This window comes from Aeromonas sp. 600886 (assembly GCF_049174935.1).
GTDB classification, from domain to species: domain Bacteria; phylum Pseudomonadota; class Gammaproteobacteria; order Enterobacterales; family Aeromonadaceae; genus Aeromonas; species Aeromonas veronii_A.
In genome coordinates, this window is the sequence record NZ_JAAKUB010000015.1 from 82,679 (window position 1) to 99,290 (window position 16,612).

General features: G+C 60.0%; 16 protein-coding genes. 5 read left to right on the forward strand and 11 right to left on the reverse strand.

Annotated features, from left to right (window positions below; translation table 11 throughout):
* Positions 1-21: 21 nt before the first annotated feature.
* Both G5179_RS13005 and G5179_RS13010 read left to right on the forward strand, forming a co-directional pair.
* Positions 22-996, forward strand: coding sequence for a DmsE family decaheme c-type cytochrome (locus G5179_RS13005; protein ID WP_227342431.1), 975 nt, complete (start codon positions 22-24; stop codon positions 994-996).
* 11 nt (positions 997-1,007) lie between these two features.
* Positions 1,008-2,993, forward strand: coding sequence for an MtrB/PioB family decaheme-associated outer membrane protein (locus G5179_RS13010; protein WP_421258510.1), 1,986 nt, complete (start codon positions 1,008-1,010; stop codon positions 2,991-2,993).
* A gap of 391 nt (positions 2,994-3,384) precedes the next feature.
* Here the strand turns inward: G5179_RS13010 and G5179_RS13015 are convergent, their stop codons facing one another.
* From G5179_RS13015 to G5179_RS13050, 8 genes are all read right to left on the reverse strand, one after another.
* On the reverse strand, positions 3,385-4,140 hold the full coding sequence (locus tag G5179_RS13015; protein ID WP_216953321.1) for a substrate-binding periplasmic protein: 756 nt from the start codon (positions 4,138-4,140) through the stop codon (positions 3,385-3,387).
* 127 nt (positions 4,141-4,267) lie between these two features.
* The gene (locus G5179_RS13020; RefSeq protein ID WP_421252354.1) at positions 4,268-5,023 is read right to left on the reverse strand and encodes a substrate-binding periplasmic protein; all 756 of its coding nucleotides are present in this window, start codon (positions 5,021-5,023) and stop codon (positions 4,268-4,270) included.
* Positions 5,024-5,145: 122 nt separating this feature from the next.
* A complete protein-coding gene (locus G5179_RS13025; RefSeq protein WP_219264705.1) occupies positions 5,146-5,892 on the reverse strand; it encodes a substrate-binding periplasmic protein in 747 nt (248 codons plus the stop codon).
* A gap of 71 nt (positions 5,893-5,963) precedes the next feature.
* Entirely contained in the window at positions 5,964-6,482 is a 519-nt protein-coding gene (locus tag G5179_RS13030) for a GDYXXLXY domain-containing protein (protein ID WP_421258511.1), read from the reverse strand.
* Entirely contained in the window at positions 6,479-7,483 is a 1,005-nt protein-coding gene (locus G5179_RS13035; RefSeq protein WP_421258512.1) for a DUF4401 domain-containing protein, read from the reverse strand. The genes G5179_RS13030 and G5179_RS13035 overlap by 4 nt, the downstream gene beginning before the upstream one ends.
* The gene (locus G5179_RS13040; protein ID WP_421258513.1) at positions 7,476-8,414 is read right to left on the reverse strand and encodes a DUF2157 domain-containing protein; all 939 of its coding nucleotides are present in this window, start codon (positions 8,412-8,414) and stop codon (positions 7,476-7,478) included. Before G5179_RS13040 ends, G5179_RS13035 begins: the two co-directional genes overlap by 8 nt.
* Before the next feature lie 163 nt (positions 8,415-8,577).
* The gene (locus tag G5179_RS13045; RefSeq protein ID WP_421258514.1) at positions 8,578-9,135 is read right to left on the reverse strand and encodes a TMEM165/GDT1 family protein; all 558 of its coding nucleotides are present in this window, start codon (positions 9,133-9,135) and stop codon (positions 8,578-8,580) included.
* 259 nt (positions 9,136-9,394) lie between these two features.
* On the reverse strand, positions 9,395-9,724 hold the full coding sequence (locus G5179_RS13050) for a translation initiation factor (protein WP_139428489.1): 330 nt from the start codon (positions 9,722-9,724) through the stop codon (positions 9,395-9,397).
* A 119-nt stretch (positions 9,725-9,843) separates the two neighbouring features.
* Here G5179_RS13050 and G5179_RS13055 point away from each other — a divergent pair, with 119 nt between their 5' ends.
* From G5179_RS13055 to G5179_RS13065, 3 genes are all read left to right on the forward strand, one after another.
* Positions 9,844-10,071, forward strand: coding sequence for a FeoA family protein (locus tag G5179_RS13055; RefSeq protein ID WP_005337384.1), 228 nt, complete (start codon positions 9,844-9,846; stop codon positions 10,069-10,071).
* Between the two features lie 128 nt (positions 10,072-10,199).
* Positions 10,200-12,473, forward strand: coding sequence for a Fe(2+) transporter permease subunit FeoB (gene feoB / locus G5179_RS13060; RefSeq protein WP_266135580.1), 2,274 nt, complete (start codon positions 10,200-10,202; stop codon positions 12,471-12,473).
* Positions 12,470-12,709, forward strand: coding sequence for a FeoC-like transcriptional regulator (locus G5179_RS13065; protein ID WP_005350974.1), 240 nt, complete (start codon positions 12,470-12,472; stop codon positions 12,707-12,709). The genes feoB and G5179_RS13065 overlap by 4 nt, the downstream gene beginning before the upstream one ends.
* A gap of 99 nt (positions 12,710-12,808) precedes the next feature.
* On the opposite strand, the gene G5179_RS13070 is transcribed toward G5179_RS13065, so the two are convergent.
* From G5179_RS13070 to G5179_RS13080, 3 genes are all read right to left on the reverse strand, one after another.
* The gene (locus G5179_RS13070; protein WP_202005516.1) at positions 12,809-13,459 is read right to left on the reverse strand and encodes a DUF2913 family protein; all 651 of its coding nucleotides are present in this window, start codon (positions 13,457-13,459) and stop codon (positions 12,809-12,811) included.
* A 98-nt stretch (positions 13,460-13,557) separates the two neighbouring features.
* Positions 13,558-14,853: a DEAD/DEAH box helicase gene (locus tag G5179_RS13075; protein WP_202005518.1), complete on the reverse strand. Its 1,296-nt coding sequence runs from the start codon at positions 14,851-14,853 to the stop codon at positions 13,558-13,560.
* Positions 14,854-15,195: 342 nt separating this feature from the next.
* Positions 15,196-16,611, reverse strand: a complete 1,416-nt coding sequence (locus tag G5179_RS13080; protein ID WP_042056188.1) for an FAD-dependent oxidoreductase — start codon at positions 16,609-16,611, stop codon at positions 15,196-15,198.
* Position 16,612: the final 1 nt, after the last annotated feature.

Consider the following 16,612-nt stretch of genomic DNA (forward strand, 5'->3'; position numbering starts at 1 on the left):
TTCGCCGTTGAAGGAAACAAGATGAAAAAGACCATCACGCAGTGGTTATTGGCTGGCATGCTGGCCCTGAGCTGCCTGTCAGCCTGGGCCAAGAGCGATGCCGCGCAACCCGCTGGCGATGCAGATCCGCGACTCCAGATTGAATCGGCTCTGGACAAGAAATTTGACCAGGGAAAATACTCCCCGAAGGGAGCTGATACCTGCCTCAAGTGCCACGATTCAGATTCACGCAAACCCGCGACCGGCATATTCCACAGTGTGCACGGCAATCTGGGCAACCAGAATGGCCCCATGGCCGACCGGCAGTGTGAAGCTTGTCATGGTCCGGCAGGCAACCACACGCGCAATCCTCGCAAAGGAGAGAAACGGGAGCCGATGATCACCTTTGGTCCCGATTCACCTGTGCCGGTCGAGAAGCAGAACAGTGTCTGTCTCTCCTGTCATACCGATACCAACCGGATGGGCTGGCATGCCAGTGTTCATGCGGTCGAGGATCTCTCCTGTACCAGCTGCCACACATTGCACCAGGCCAAGGATCCGGTGATGGACAGCAAGAAACAGGTCGAGACCTGCACCAGCTGCCATGCCGCAGAGAAATCGGATCTGCACAAGCGCACCAGTCATCCCATCCTGAATGGCGAAATGCCCTGCTCCAGCTGCCACAACCCGCATCAGTCACAAAATGAGGCCAGCCTGAAACAGCCAACCGTCAACGAGAGCTGTTACGAGTGCCATGCCGAGAAGCGGGGCCCCTTCCTGTGGGAGCACGAACCGGTGACCGAGGATTGCTCTCTATGCCACAGCCCCCACGGTTCCATCAATCAGGCGCTGCTCAACAAGCGCGTGCCCCAGTTGTGTCAGGAGTGTCACAGCGCCCCCCATGCCAACGTGTCCATCCCCGAGGGGGATCTCAAGGTGCGCGGCGGCAGTTGCCTGAACTGTCATAACCAGATCCACGGGACCAACCATCCGAATGGGCAGTCCCTGCGACGTTGAGGAGAGAAGTCATGAAACATTCAACACTTTGGCTCTCCTTGCTGACCATCTTCTCGGCCCATGCCACCGAGGAGCCGCTGGCTGTCGAGGATTACTCCCTGCAATCGGCCAGGGAGGCCAAAACCGCGCGCTGGCGCTGCGCATCCTGTGAAAGCGAGAGTGGCTGGTTTGGTGAGGTGGGGCTGGGGACAGGCTACATCAACGATGATGGCGCGACCCGTTTTCGCAACTGGGTGCCCGCCGCCAACGATACCGGCATGCTGGGGATCTTTAACGCTGACCTGCAGTATCGGGGAGAGGGATCCCGTTATGGCGCACTCGAGGCCAGGGATCTTGGAATGCGCCGTTTCAGCATGTCACTGGAGCAAGGGTTCTATGATGGCGCGCGCGCCAAAATTGGCTACTCCGAAACCCCCTTTTACTGGAACAGCCATGGCAAGAGTGTCTATCGCTCTGACGATGCGCCTATGGCGGCTGGTGCGCTGGCCGAATTTGACAAGGAGGTGGTCCGCAAGAAGCTGACTATGGGGCTTGCCTATACCCCCAAGAGCCCATGGCGCCCTTATGCCGATTTCTCTTATGAGAAAAAAGAGGCAACGCTGGCCACTTATCAGTCCAGCATCCCGGGGATAGGCAGCATGCCGGGCTTTGTACCCAAGCTGGTCGATGGCAGCAGTACCACCCTGGTCAAGAGTGGCATCAGCTACCTGGGTGAAGGCTGGCTGGTTGATCTGGCCTACAACGGCTCACTCTATCGCAACGAGGAGACCGCATTCTATTTCGGTTCGGCCAGCGACCCCTATGCCAATGAGCGGGCTTACGAACCCGACAACAGCTTCCATCAGGTCAGTTTATCCGGCCAGTACAACTGGAACCGGCAGAGTCTGAGCGGTCGCATTCTCAGCAGTCGAGCAACGTCGGATGGCAATCTAGCCGCCTTCCGGCAGGTGCCGATCACCCAGAGCGATTTCCATGGCGAGATCGATACCATCCAGACCAATGCCAAATGGGTGGGGCGTTTTGGCCGGGATTTGACTCTGCGTGCCGGGGGCGAATACCGGGATCGGCAGGACAACTCGGACAAGCAGGTTGTTATTGGCAAACAACGGCAGCCGGGGGATCGTTCTCACAGTAAAGCCAATCTGGAAGCGGATTACCGCCTTAGTCGATCGGTCAAGGTAACCGGGGGTTACCAGTATCGTGCCGATGAACGGGAGTACGCGGATCGTCGCAAGACGGATGAGCAGACATTGTTCCTCAAGAGTCGCTATCGCCCGGTGGGTGATCTGCAACTGGGGGGGAAACTCTCCTGGAGCACCCGGGATGGCTCTGAGTGGAAGAATAACAATACCAATGTCAGCCCGACCTTGCGTCAGTTCTATCTGGCCAATCGTGACAGGTTCGAGCTACGTGGCGATCTGCAGTATGCCTTCAGCGAGCAGTTAAGCTCCTCGCTGGAAGGGTGGTGGGCACGGGCAAACTATCCGGAGCCTGACATCGGACTCAGTGAAGGGGAGGACTATGGTATCGATCTGACCCTTAACCAGCAGTTTGATGAGAATCTCAGTGGCCATCTCTTCAGCAATGTACAGTGGATCACCTCAAGCCAGAACCATGCTTACACCGGTGCCCCGGACTGGGATCCCTATTCGACCCGGGTTCGTGACCAAATCACTACTCTGGGAGTGGGTCTAAGCCAGAAGAAGGCGTTTGATTTGGCGCTGGAACTGGGGGTGGATTACAGCTTCTCCTATGGCCGTGGCCAGACAGATGCCAGCAAGGGTTATGACTACCCCGACCTGACCAGCAAGCAACACCGTCTGGAAGGCTATGCCCTCTATCAGCTCGACGAGAAGCAGTCACTGCGCTGGGATATGCGCTACGAGTTCTACCACGATGTGGACTACCTCTACACCGGTGAGGAGTACAGCATGGGTCATGTTAACCAGAACTATAACGGTTACTTCACCGCTATCTCCTGGCTCTACAAGTTCTAACGCCGCAAGTGCCACAAGGGGAGCCTGGCTCCCCTTTTTCATGCCCGGCACAGACACCCGAATGCGGATAGCAATTGATGCCTGGATGCCGCGAGGCATGTTGCTATCTAATTGATTTTCTATATTTCAGATCTTCCCAGCAGCTGGGTTGCATGGCGGCACTGCGACGTTAGGCCGCTGATCTTGTGTGGCGCCGAACGGGCCGATCGGGTGATGGTGGGCGACAAGTGGCGGGTGTGAATGGCGCCGTCGTGGGGCTCGATATCGAACAGCTTATCGCCCTTCACAAGGTGGCTGCTGCTGTGCTGGTACGTGGCCAGGTGAGAGCAAATGGTAAAAAGCGAAGGGGCCCGCAGTGGGCCCCTTGTTGTTGGCGCTTTTCGCTGCGCCGCTATTTGGCGGCGGGGGCAGGGAAGTATTTGCTGTGCAGCAGCGGGTATTCACTACTCGCCAGCACCTGGGTCAAGCCGGTCTGGAACTCTTTGACCAGTTCGTCGCTTACCGGATGGCTGAAGGCGAAGCAGAACTGCTCCGAGCTAAGTACCCACTGCTCCTTGAAGCGGGCGGGGTCGAGTTTTTGCTCCACGATCAGCTGTTCCATGGTGGTTTTATTGGTGGAGACCAGATCGATCCGACCTGAGGTGAGCATCTTCAGCGCTTGTGCCAGCCGATTGGCTGCCATCAGCTTGGTCTCGTCAAAGCCGTTGTTGAGTAGCAACTGTTCTCCCACATCAGCCCGTACCGCCCCGATATTGAATGCTTTGGCATCATCGAGCTTGGTGATGGTGATATTGCGCTCGGCCAACCCTACCAGCACGATTTCGGCGTAACCGATGGGACAGGCCCATTTGAACAGAGGATCCCGCGCCTGGGTGCGGGCGGTGGAGAAGAGTACCGCATTGGGCTTTTGGGTCAGCAGGTAGTAACCGCGCGCCCAAGGCATGATGGTGATGGGCTGCGCTGGGGTATTGGTCTTTTTCCATACCAGTTGCAGCAGTTCGACCGCGAGGCCGGTGGGGGCGCCACTTGCATCGGCGTAGTTGTAGGGTTTGTACTCTTCGGTAATGTAGTGAAGCTTGGCCAGCTCGGGGCTGGCGTTGGCAAAGGAGGTAACAAGCAGTGTGGCCAACCCGATCCATGGTTTCATTTCTCTATCCTGCTCAAGGGAATACCTATGCTCAATTGTGACCAAGCCGGATGATTTCGCCAAGGCGGGTTTGCAGTTTGGCAAAAAGTGCAGGAGGCCGCCGGCATGTTGTGCTGTGTTGCGAGGGTCAGAGAGACTGGCGCAGTGGCAGGTATTTGGCTTGCAGTTGCGAAAATTGAGGGGAGGCCCGGGCACGATCCAGAGCTTGTTGAAAGCGGCTTATATCCCTGTCTGGCACCTGACGGCTAAAGGCATAGCAGAGTGGCTTGCTGTCGAGCACAAAGGCCACATTGAAGTCATTCAGATCCATGTTGAGGTCCTTGAGGGTTTGATAGCCGACCAGCTTGTTGGTAGCAAAGAGATGGGTACGGCCCGAGGCGAGCATTTTGGCCGCCTGGCTGAGACGGTTTGCCTCGACAAGGTTGCTTTCATCCAGACCCCGCTCCTGCAACAGCTGACTCGATACGGTCGAGCGCACCACCGCAATCTTGTATTGTTTCATTTGTTCGGCAGAGACAAGGGTCAGCTTGTCAGCTGCGCGGCCAAGCAGCACAAAGTCCGAGTTGTCGATGGGGCAGGCCCACTTGAAAAGCGCTTCCCGTTCGGGTGTCCGTGCGGTGGCAAACAGCACCACATTGTGCTTGCTGCTTAGTTCTTTGTAGCCGCGGGCCCACGGCAGAATGCGTATTGGTTGGGGGGAAAGGTCACTATATTGCCAGATCATCTGCAGCAGTTCGACGGCAAGGCCGGTGGGCTGACCCTCTGCGTCACTGAAGTTAAAAGGCGGGGAGATTTCGGTGCAGTATTCGAGCTTGTCCAGATCTGCACGGGCAAAGCTGGCCCACAGAAGGAGTAGGATGTGGGAGAGATGCCATGTCCGCATGGAAGAGATCCTTCACTATATCGACGATGCCAAACAGTGTGACGGCTCGAGTTCGCAATAGCCAGCTCCTTGACGGGCAACCATAGTGCGACTGAGGGGGCCATTCCAGCTGCAGCCGAGAGTCAGCGCACCGGCAGGTATTTGGCCTGCAATTTGCGAAACTCCTCCGAAGCGAGGGCGCGGGTCAGGCCCTGCTGAAAGAGGGTGATCTCGCTGTCGGGCACCTGACGGCTGAAGGCGTAGCAGAGCTGCTCGGCGCTCAGCACCATGGCCACGTTGAAGTCGTCGCTATTGAGCTTCAATTCGCGGATGGCGTCATATCCCGCCAGCTTGCTGGTGGCGAGCAGGTCGGCGCGGCCGGAGAGCAGCATCTTCAACCCCTGCGACAGGCGGTTGGCCGGGATGATGTTGTTGTCATCCATGCCGTTGTTGAGCAGCAGCTGCTCGGCGGCGTCCGAGCGCACCGCGCTGATCTTGTACTGGCTCATCTGTTCGAAGGCGGTCAGGGTGATGTTCTGCGCTTTGCGGCCCAGCAGTATGTACTCCGAGTAGCCGATGGGGCAGACCCACTTGAAGAGATCCTCCCGCGCCTGGGTGCGGGCGGTGGAGAAGAGCACCACGTTGGGCTTCTGAGTTAGCAAGTAATAACCTCGCGCCCAGGGCAGGATGCGCACCGGCTGGGGCGTCACGCCGCTGTGTTGCCAGATCATCTGCAGCAGATCGACCGCAAGGCCGGTGGGCTGGCCTTGCGGATCGCTGAAGTTGTAGGGGGGGTACTCTTCGGTGAGGTACTCGAGCTTGCCCAGATCAGCCCGGGCCGTCGAGGCCCAGCAGAGCAGCAACAGATGACAGATCAGCCATATCCTCATAGGGAACATCCTTAGCGATCAACCTTCCCTTGAGTGTGACCATGAACAGAGTAAATAGCCACTCACTGCCGTTACCAGCGGGCGCGGATCTGCCCGATGGGCTGGTAGGCCTCATCCCGCAGCCCCACCAGCAGGGTCTTGCCATCCGCTTGCAGCCGGAACTCGCCGTAGCGGGCCGCTTCGTACTGCCCCCCCGTTCCCTCTTCAAAGAAGTAGGCATCGGGGCCGATCTGCCACTGCCGCTCGCTCTGGTGCACCTGCAATAGCCGCTCATCGCTGGCGAGTCGATCCGGTTTGCCATCGGCCACCAGACTGGCCACCTGATGGGCATCGAGGCGGATCACCAGGGTATTGCTGCCCTTGTTTTGAGTAGTACGGGCGTCGCGGCTGGTCAGCTCGCGGGCAATCTCGTAGTTCAGCCGCATGTAATCCCCCTGCATCAGAGAGCGGGGATCGACCGGGGCGAGCCGCAGCAGCACCACTTCGCCGCTGCTCATGGCGTGCTCATAGCGCCAGACGGTGGCATTGATGCCTGCCAGAATGGCGAGGCCGCTCAGCAACAGGGAGAGTTGTCGGGTGACGGGTTTCATGAGTCGCTCCTTGCCGCGAAGGTGGTGAGCAGCTGGCGGGCCACCAGCAGCAGGATGCCGGAGCCCAGCAGCAGCCAGGATTTGGTCATCAGGGTGAGCCCAAGATCGTAGTAATAGAGCGAGCCATAGCCGAGCAGCAGCAGGGCCGAGAGGGTCATCAGCCCCAGACTGCCGGCATAAAACCCGAGGATCAGCACCAGTGCGCCCGCCCCCATGCCGGGGATAACGGCGCTGATCAGCACCAGCGGCAGGCCAAACAGCAGAGGGAGCTTGAGCTTCACCATCACCGCCAGCAGCAGGGCGGCGCAGAGCAGGGGATTGAGCCAGAGCGGCAGGCGGGACAGCCCCAGTTCGTCCAGCACGCTGCTGCCGCCATCCCACAGCGGATGGTGCAGACGGCCCAGCACCAGCAGGGAGAGGGCCAGCCCCAGCGTGATGGAGTGGTAGAGCTGGTGGCGCTCTGGATCCCTATCTGCCCGCAGCCAGCAGAAGGTGATGGCCGCCATCACCAGCGGCAGCGCCAGCAGTTGCAGCCCGAGGCAGGCGAGGCCAAGGGTGAGCAGCAGGGCCGCCGCCACGCTGTGAAACAGCCGCACCAGCCAGTGATCGAACAGCATGGCGATGGCAAGGGAGAGCAGGCACAACCCAAACCAGAGCAGGGCGTGATGAAGATCAAGCTGATCGAGCAGGCCATAGAGCAGCCAGGCATCGGCCGCCAGGGTGAGGGCCAGCACGAACTGATCCCAGAGATCGCCGCGTTGGCTGCGATTGAGGGCGTAGGCCCCCGCCAGCAGCACGGCCCCCAGCAGCAGGGCGCTGTTGGCCTCGCGGGTCAGCTGCTCGAAGGTGAGAAACAGGAAAAAGAGCAGGAACAGGGCGGCAATCCAGCCCACCAGCCCGAGCAGAAAGCGGCTCGACCAGTGTGGCTGGTTGTTGCGGGGCATCTCCCCTTCTACCAGATTGGCCTGTTGCAGTGCTTGCCAAAGGGTCAGATCACTCATGAGACCTCCGTTGTTGTTGCAGCCAGCGGGCGGCGGTGACAGAAAGGCCGATGGCAATCAGGCTCAGCAGCAAGAAGCCGTTGATGTCGGGCTCCATCCACTTGCCCAGCGCCGCGAGGATGACGGCAATCAGACTGAGGCACCCCATGGCGAGTCCGGCGATAAATCTGTGATGCCAAAGGGCATAGGCCGCAGCGAGCCAGCCAAGCCAGAGCGGCCACACCAGCGGGGAGGCGGCATCAAACAGCGCCAGCAGGGTGAGCAGGGTAGCCCCCAGACCTGCGGCCAGACCCGCCAGCCAGCTTGGCATCAGGCGCCAGCTGGCAGGTGCCAGCAGAAGCAGACCCCAGAGGGCGGCGTTGAGCAGGGTCAGGCACCAGCCCAATCCCTCTTCATCGAAGGTAAAGAAGAACGTGAACAGGCCGAGCCGCCAGTAGAGCACCAGCGCCAGCTGGCCGAGCAGCCAGCTCAAGGTCCAGAGCAGCGGGCTTTGGCCAAATGCCGGCAGTGGCACCAGCATCAGCGCCCAGGTGGCGAACAGCTGCCAGGGATCGGCACCGGTCTGGTAGGTCTGACCCACCAGCGCCAGCAGGGCGCCGATATTGAGGGCGATGGCGAGCAGCAGCGCCTGACGGGGGGTATCCCCCAGCGGTTTGCGCCACAGCAGAAGCAGCATGGCGAGCAGCGGCGCCTCCAGCAGGGCGAGGCGGGAGACCCGGCCCAGCTCTTGCCAGTTGAAGGCGACGAAGAAAATAAGGCCTGCCCCGATACAGAGGGCGCCGAGCCAGAGCAGCAGCCGGTCAAACAGCCACTGCCAGCGCGCCGGATGGGGGGGAAGATCGGCGAGGGTCAGGGCGTCCGCCAGCTTCTCTGGCGCCAGCCGTCCCTGTTTGACCCATTCGAGAAGCGTCTCTCTTGATATGTTGTGCATGGGGGGACTCCACGAGGTTTGCCCCATTATGGCATGAGGCACCCGCAACCGTGCACTGCCCCTTAGCTCTACGGCTGGTGGTGCGACAGCGGATTACGCAATAGACACAGCAGCAAACAAAAAAGCCCTCCACAGGGGAGGGCTTGAGCAGCGGAAAAGGCGATCAGGCAAAGATCAGAGTGCTCACCCCGAGGCCGACGAAGAGGATGGCGCAGGCGATGCGGATCCCCTTGAGCGGCAGCTTGTCTGCCCCCAGCTTGCCGATCAGCACCACCGGCACGTTGGCCAGCATCATGCCGAGGGTGGTGCCGGTAATGACCTGTACCAGCGAATCATATTTGGCGGCCAGCAGCACGGTGGCGATCTGGGTCTTGTCGCCAATCTCGGCGATGAAGAAGAGCACGAAGGTGGCCATAAAGGGGCCGTATTTATCCAGCGAGCTCTCCTCGTCATCCACCTTGTCCGGCACCAAAATCCAGATAGCCATGGCGATAAAGGCGATGGCGACCAGCCAGGTCATTATCTTGGGATCGAGCCAGCGGCTGATGAACTCACCAATCCAGGCAGCGCCCGCATGGTTGAGCAAGGTAGCCGCCAGCATGCCGGCGATGATGGGCCAGGGCTTGCGAAAACGGCAGATGAGCAGCAACGCCAACAGCTGGGTTTTATCGCCGATCTCGGCAATAGCGACGCTGAGGGTTGAGGTTAACAAGGCTTCCATAAAAATGACCGGGGGACGGAATTGTTATAAACCAAAGACAAGCCTGCGCCATCCGTCCCCGGTATTGGCACTGGCCCGTCAAAGGTCTTGTCAAATCCATGGCTGGCATGGATCACCCTGACCATGGTGATTTGGCACCAAGTATGTTGATCAGGGTCGCAAACCGGTATTCATGAAATGGATGGCACCGGCGTGCGAGACTACTCCCCCTCGATGGGAGCGGGCATTCTAGGGAAAAACCGCATGAGTGACAAGGGGATCAGCCACCCACCAGCTTGACGCTGAAACCGGCTTTCTCCAGCTCGGTTTTGATCAGGTCCCGTTTATCCCCCTGGATCTCGATCACTCCCTCCTTGATACCGCCTCCGGTGCCGCACTTTTTCTTGAGCAGGGTGGCCAGGGATTTTTGCTGATCGGCGGGTACGCCATGAATGGTGATCACCCCGGCGCCCTTGCGCCCTTTGGTCTCGCGGCGAATGCGCACGGTGCCGTCAGTGGGGAAGGGGGAGGCGGATTGGGGAGCGCTCTGCTCCTTGATCATGCCGCCATCTGTGCTGTAAACGAGGCGGCTGTTGTTGTCGTGATTCATGGCATTACTTTATGGGTTAGCTAAGCGGAGTTTGATTTTACTCAAATAAAAGTTGAAGACACAGCTTATAATGCCCCAAGTAAAAGAGAATTATTATTGTTTAACTTCAGGAGTCAGTCATGGTACTCACGCAGTTGTCACCGGGACAGAGTGCTCGCATCAAGAATATGAATCAGCTCGCCCGGCCGCTGCGCCGCAAACTGATGGTGATGGGCCTGTTGCCCCAGACTGAAGTCATTTATCTGCGCTCCGCCCCCCTGGGGGACCCGCTCCAGATCCAGTGCCAGGGGATCTGTCTCTCCATGCAAAAGAGTCTGGCCCAGCAAATAGAAGTCGAGCCGGTATAACCCCCTGTTCGGCTACCGCTTCGGTCAAGAAAGTCACCGGGAGCGGTTCAGAGACAAGAAGTCGAACCTGCAAAGCAGCTTGCCACTCGCACGCGGCGGGTTCAGAAGAAAATAGAGGTAGAGCTGGTATGAATTATTCCCTGGTAACGGTAGGTAACCCCAATAGCGGTAAGACCTCCCTGTTCAACGCCCTGACCGGCGCCCGCCAGCAGGTAGGCAACTGGAGTGGCGTCACCGTCGACAAGAAGATGGGTGAGTTCAGCGCGGGTGAGCATCACTTCAAGCTGATGGATCTGCCCGGCATCTATAGCCTGGCGGGTCAGGATGGCAGTCTGGACGAGCAGATCGCCAGCCGCTTTGCCCAGGGCCAACAACCCGACCTGCTGCTCAACGTCATCGACGCCGCCAATCTGGAGCGCTCCCTATACCTCACGCTGCAACTGCGCGAACTGGGCCTGCCCATGGTGGTGGTGCTCAACAAGCTGGATATCCTGCAAAAGCGCCGCATCGTCATCGACGATAGCAAGCTCGGCAAATCCCTCGGTTGCCCTGTAGTGGCCCTCTCTGCCCACAACAGCAAGCAGGTTGCCGCCTTCAAGCAGCAGATCCGGCAGTTTATCGGTCAGCCGCAAGCAGCCTTGCAACTCGATTACGGCCAAGAGCTTGAAACCGATCTGGCGGAGCTGGAGACCCTGCTCGCCCCGCATCACCTCACTACCCGTGGCCGCGCCCTGCGCCTGCTGGAAGAGGATGCGGTGATGCAGGAGACTCTGCTGCCCGGTCAGCAGGCGGCCGCCGCCAATGTGGTAGCTCGCGCTCATCAAGGGCAGGATATCGACCTGCAACTGGCAGATATCCGCTACGGACATATCCACCAGTGGGTACAACAGGCTCGCCAGCAGAAGGGCAAGCTCACCGAGGCCCAGAGTGAGTGGCTGGATCGGGTGCTGCTCAATCGCTGGATTGGCATCCCCTTCTTCCTGTTTGTCATGTACCTGATGTTCATGTTCGCCATCAAGGTGGGCAGCGCCTTTATCGACTTCTTCGACATCATGGGCGGCGCCCTGTTTGTCGATGGGGTGCACCACCTGCTGGGGCTGATCAATGCCCCCGAATGGTTGGGCGCCATTCTGGCTGACGGCTTCGGGGTTGGTTTGCAGACCGTGGCCACCTTTATTCCGGTGATTGGTTGCCTCTATCTGTTCCTCGCGGTACTGGAGAGCTCCGGCTATCTGGCCCGCGCCGCCTTCGTGGTAGATGCCCTGATGCGCCGCCTCGGCCTGCCGGGCAAGGCGTTCGTGCCGATGCTGATGGGCTTTGGCTGTACCGTCCCCTCGGTGATGGCGACCCGTACCCTCAACTCCGAGCGGGAGCGGCTGATGACCTCGGCCATGGCCCCCTTCATGTCGTGCGGTGCCCGTCTGCCGGTTTACGCCCTGTTTGCGGTGGCCTTCTTCCCTGAATCAGGCCAGAACCTGGTGTTCGGTCTCTACCTCATCGGTATTCTGGTGGCGGTGCTCACTGGCCTGCTGCTGCGCAATACCCTGCTGCCGGGCAAGAGCGACTCCATGGTGATGGAGATGCCGGATTACGAGTGGCCGCGTCCTGTCAACGTTGCCATCAAGACCTGGCAGAAGCTCAAATCCTTCGTCTTTGGCGCCGGTAAAACCATCGTGCTGGTGGTTGCCGTGCTGAGCGTGCTTAACTCCCTGGGTACCGATGGCAGCTTTGGCCATCAGGAGCAGGAGAGCTCGGTCCTGAGCAAGATCAGCCAGGCGGTGACCCCGGTGCTGCACCCCATCGGTGTGCGCGATGACAACTGGCAGGCTACGGTCGGTATCGTCACCGGTATCTTCGCCAAAGAGGCGGTGGTCGGTACCCTCAACAGCCTCTACGCCGGTGGTGGCGCAGATGAAGAGGAGGCGAGCGAGTTCTCGCTGGTGGCCAGCTTCCATGAGGCGATCGATGCCGTGGCAGCCAATCTGGCGGAGATCAACCCGAGCGACCCTATGGGGCTTGATGTTGGCAACCTCGACGACCAGAAAGCTGCCGCCGAGGCGCAGGAGGTGGATGTCTCCACCTACGGCAACATGCAGACCCACTTCGATGGGGCGGCTGGTGCCTTTGCCTACCTCTTGTTCGTGCTGCTCTACATGCCTTGCGCCGCCGCCATGGGTGCCCTGGTGCGGGAAACCGGTCGCCAGTGGGCCCTCTTTACCGCGGCCTGGTGCAACTATATGGCCTTTATGTGCGCGACCCTCTTCTATCAGGTGGCCACCTTCGCCGCTCATCCGGAGCAGAGCCTGTTCTGGATCGTCAGCTATGGCCTCTCTCTGGTACTGCTCTGGTGGGCCGGTCGCCGTCACGGTGACATCGTCGCCCGCAAGGTGGTGACCTTATGATCCTGCGCGAGCTGGGGGATTACCTCGCCGCGCAGCAGAAGGTGAGCCGGCGTGATCTGGCTCGCCACTTCCACACCTCGGAAGATGCGGTGGAGGCCATGCTCGGCGTCTGGATGCGCAAGGGGCGGGTCATCAAGCGCGAGAGTCGGGTCTGTGGTGGCAGTTGCTGCGGCAAGAGCGAAGAGGTGATGTTCGAGTGGTGTGATGCGGGCCAGATTGGCATCAAGATCCGCTAAACGACTACCAGACCTCATCACCAAAGATCGAACAATAAAAAACGGCAGGCCCTGCTTTAAATGAGGGTCTGCCGTTTTTATTGCTGAAAACAGGCGAGATCAGGCGCTCTGGCGAGCCTCGCTCAGCAGTGCCAGCGCCGGTTGGGCGTTGTCCGGCATCAGCCGGTAGGCCTTGTGGTGTTTGACCAGGGTGGCTTTCTTGTTGCCCTGGCTCAGCAGCAGGCCGTGCTTGAAGGCCGCCTCGGCCAGCACCTTCTCGTCACCGCGCACATAGAGGGTGAGGGGTTTGACAAGCTCACCGTCCTCGATATGGCCTTCATATTCGCTATGGCTTACCACCAGACTCGCCTGACCGCCCGATTGCAGGCGCAGCTTGGCGTCCACCTCGCTCTCGGTCAGCACCAGCCAGCCTGCCGCTGAGAGCTCCTCCAGCAGGGCAGCCAGCTTGGCCCCCAGTTGTTGCGGGTTGGTCATGGCGCACTGGTATTGGAAGGCGATGCGCGCAAGCAATCCCTTGAGATCGGCACCCGCGCCCAGGGTGCGGCCAAGCTGCACCCAAGCTTTCAAATCTTCCATCACCAGACGGGAGAAGCGCTTCTCCTTGAGGGAGTCGGCCATCCAGGTGCAGAGAAAGTGGCTCTCTTGGGCTGGAGTGCGCTTGCCCGCCTTTTGTTCGGCGGTGCGGGCCAGTTCGGCCAGGCTCTGGGTGGCCATCTCGAGCAGGGCCTGATTGTAGGTCGGAGAGGTCATAAGCAATCCTTCAGTTGACCACCAGGGGTCAACACCGATGACAGAGATGGCAAAGGCGCCAGTGGCGCCTTTGCGGTTCAATAGAGCAACTGCCCGCCTTATTTCGGCTGACGGGGCTTCTTGGCGGCGGCCAGACGCTTGAGGCGCTGACCCTGCAGCTTGGCTTCGGCCATCACCTGGGCTACGGCGTTATCTTCACGCTGCGGCCGCTTGCCGAAGCGGCGACGCTCCTGCAAATGCTTGATCAACTCGTCACGGCTGCTCACCTCATAGCCCGGCACCATGATGCGGCGGATCTTCTGGCCGATCAGGGCCTCGATCTCCAGCAGGGTACGCTCCTCTTCACGGCTGACGAAGGAGATGGCCATGCCGCGCTTGCCGGCACGACCGGTACGGCCGATACGGTGCACGTAATCTTCCGCCAGGAACGGCAGATCATAGTTGACCACGTACTCCAGATCCGGGATATCCAGACCACGGGCGGCCACTTCGGTGGCGACCAGTACCCGTACCTTGCCTTCCATGAATTCGCGCAGGGCGCGGCGACGGTTGCCCTGGGCCTTCTCGCCATGGACCACGGCGGACTTGATGCCGTCGAGGTTCAGCTCCTCGACCAGCACATCACAGCTCTCGCGGGTACTGGCGAACACCAGCACCTGCTGCCAGTTCTGTTTGCCAATCAGCTCTGAGAGCAGCTCGCGCTTGCGCTTCTGCTCGACCGGATAGACGGTGTGGCTGACGGTGTCGGCAGTGGAGTTCTGCTTGTTGACGCTGACGATCTGCGGGCGATCCAGCATCAGGTTGGCCAGCTTCTTCACCGCGTCGGAGAAGGTGGCGGAGAAGAGCAGGTTCTGACGGGTCTTGTTGACCGCTTGCAGGATCTTTTGCACATCGGCACTGAAGCCCATGTCGAGGATGCGATCCGCTTCATCCATCACCAGACACTCGACGCCGGAGAGGCTGAGGTTGCAGGCGGTGAGGTGCTCCAGTAGACGGCCCGGGGTGGCCACAATGATGTGAGCGCCCGCTTTGAGCTTCTTGGCCTGCACGTCCTGCTTGCCACCGCCGACGATGGTGATGGTGGTGATATCGAGATACTTGGCGAAGTCATTGATGTTGCTCGCCACCTGAGCCGCCAGCTCGCGGGTCGGGGTCAGGATCAGCACACGGGCGTTGGAAGGCTGGACCGGAGCCGGATTGTCTACCAGACGTTGCAAGATGGGCAGGGCGAAGGCGGCGGTCTTGCCGGTACCGGTCTGGGCGCTGGCCAGCACATCGCGGCCACGGCGAATGGCCGGGATCGCCTGTTGCTGCACAGGGGTCATCTCCTGATAACCGCAATCTGAGACAGCACGCAAAATCTCGGGGGCAAAATCGAACGATTCAAATCTCATAATGGGTTCCTGTGTTCCAGCTGGGCTGTGTTTGGCTTGGTTAGCTCGGCATGAGCGAGACGGAGGTTGTAACCACCGACGGCTGCGCCTGACATCAAGTCAGAGAGTGAGCCGGAAAATGGCGGGCGCGAAGTGTAACAGATAGACGTCACAAATTCTGCCTCAAATGGTTGGAGTTTTTCCCGTGGCAGTTGCCCAGTGTAGGAGCCATCGCAAGGCACTGCATCTAGTTATCTTCACGGCTGCCAGGAGCGTATGAGCGGTTGGTGAGCGCGCATAGAAAATCAGCCCCGCATTGGCAGGGCTGACTGTTAGGGGACATCACGGCTGTGGCCGGTCAGATCAGACCGCCAGATAGTCCATGATCCCTTCGGCCGCTTTGCGCCCTTCGTAGATGGCGGTCACCACCAGATCGGAGCCGCGTACCGCGTCGCCACCGGCGAACACCTTGGGGTTGCTGGTCTGGAAGGCATATTCCGCCTGCTCGCGCGCCTTGATGCGATCCCGGTTGTCGAGCTCGATGCCGAACTCCGCCATCCAGGGTTGGGGGTTGGGTTGGAAGCCAAATGCCATCACCACCGCATCGGCAGCCAGCACCTGCTCGGAGCCTTCGATAACCACCGGATTGCGGCGGCCATTGGCATCGGGTTCACCCAGCTCGGTGCTCACCACCTTGATGCCGACGGTGCGACCGTTGGCATCCAGCTCGACCGCCACCGGCTGCAGGTTGAACATGAATTCAACCCCCTCTTCGCGGGCGTTTTTCACCTCCCGCTTGGAGCCCGGCATGTTCTCCTCGTCGCGGCGATAGGCGCAGATCACCTTGTCAGCCCCCTGACGGATGGCGGTACGCACGCAGTCCATGGCGGTATCGCCACCGCCCAGCACTACCACCTGCTTGCCGGCGAAGTCGATATAGTCGGCTTGTGCCTTCTCGAACCCCAGCAAGCGGTTGGCGTTGGCGATGAGGTAGGGCAGGGCGTCATAGACGCCCGGCGCCTCTTCGTTGGCAAAGCCGCCCTTCATGTACTTGTAGGTACCGACCCCGAGGAAGACCGCGTCGAACTCGCCGAGCAGATCGGCGAAGGTGATATCCTTGCCAACTTCGGTCTCGAGACGAAACTCCACGCCCATCCCCTGGAAGATCTCGCGGCGACGCTGCATCACCTCTTTTTCCAGCTTGAAGGAGGGGATGCCGAAGGTGAGCAGGCCGCCGATCTCCGGATATTTGTCAAACACCACCGGGGTGACGCCATTGCGTGCCAGCACATCGGCACAGGCAAGGCCAGCAGGGCCGGCGCCGATGACGGCGACCCGCTTGCCGGTCTTGACCACGTTCGAGAGATCGGGCTTCCAGCCCATCTCGAACGCCTTGTCGGTGATGTATTTTTCGATGTTGCCGATGGTCACCGCGCCGAAGCGATCGTTGAGGGTGCAGGATCCCTCACAGAGGCGATCCTGCGGGCAGACCCGACCGCACACTTCCGGCAGGCTGTTGGTCTGGTGGGAGAGCTCCACCGCCTCCAGAATGCGCCCCTCTTTGGCCAGTTTCAGCCAGTTGGGGATGTAGTTGTGAACCGGGCACTTCCACTCGCAGTAGGGGTTGCCGCACTCGAGGCAGCGATCCGCCTGCATCTGTACCTGCGGCTGATTGAAGGACTCGTAGATCTCCACAAACTGGATTTTGCGGATCTTGAGCGGCTTCTTGGGCGGGTCGACCCGCTGGACATCGATAAACTGAAATACGTTCTGGCTCATA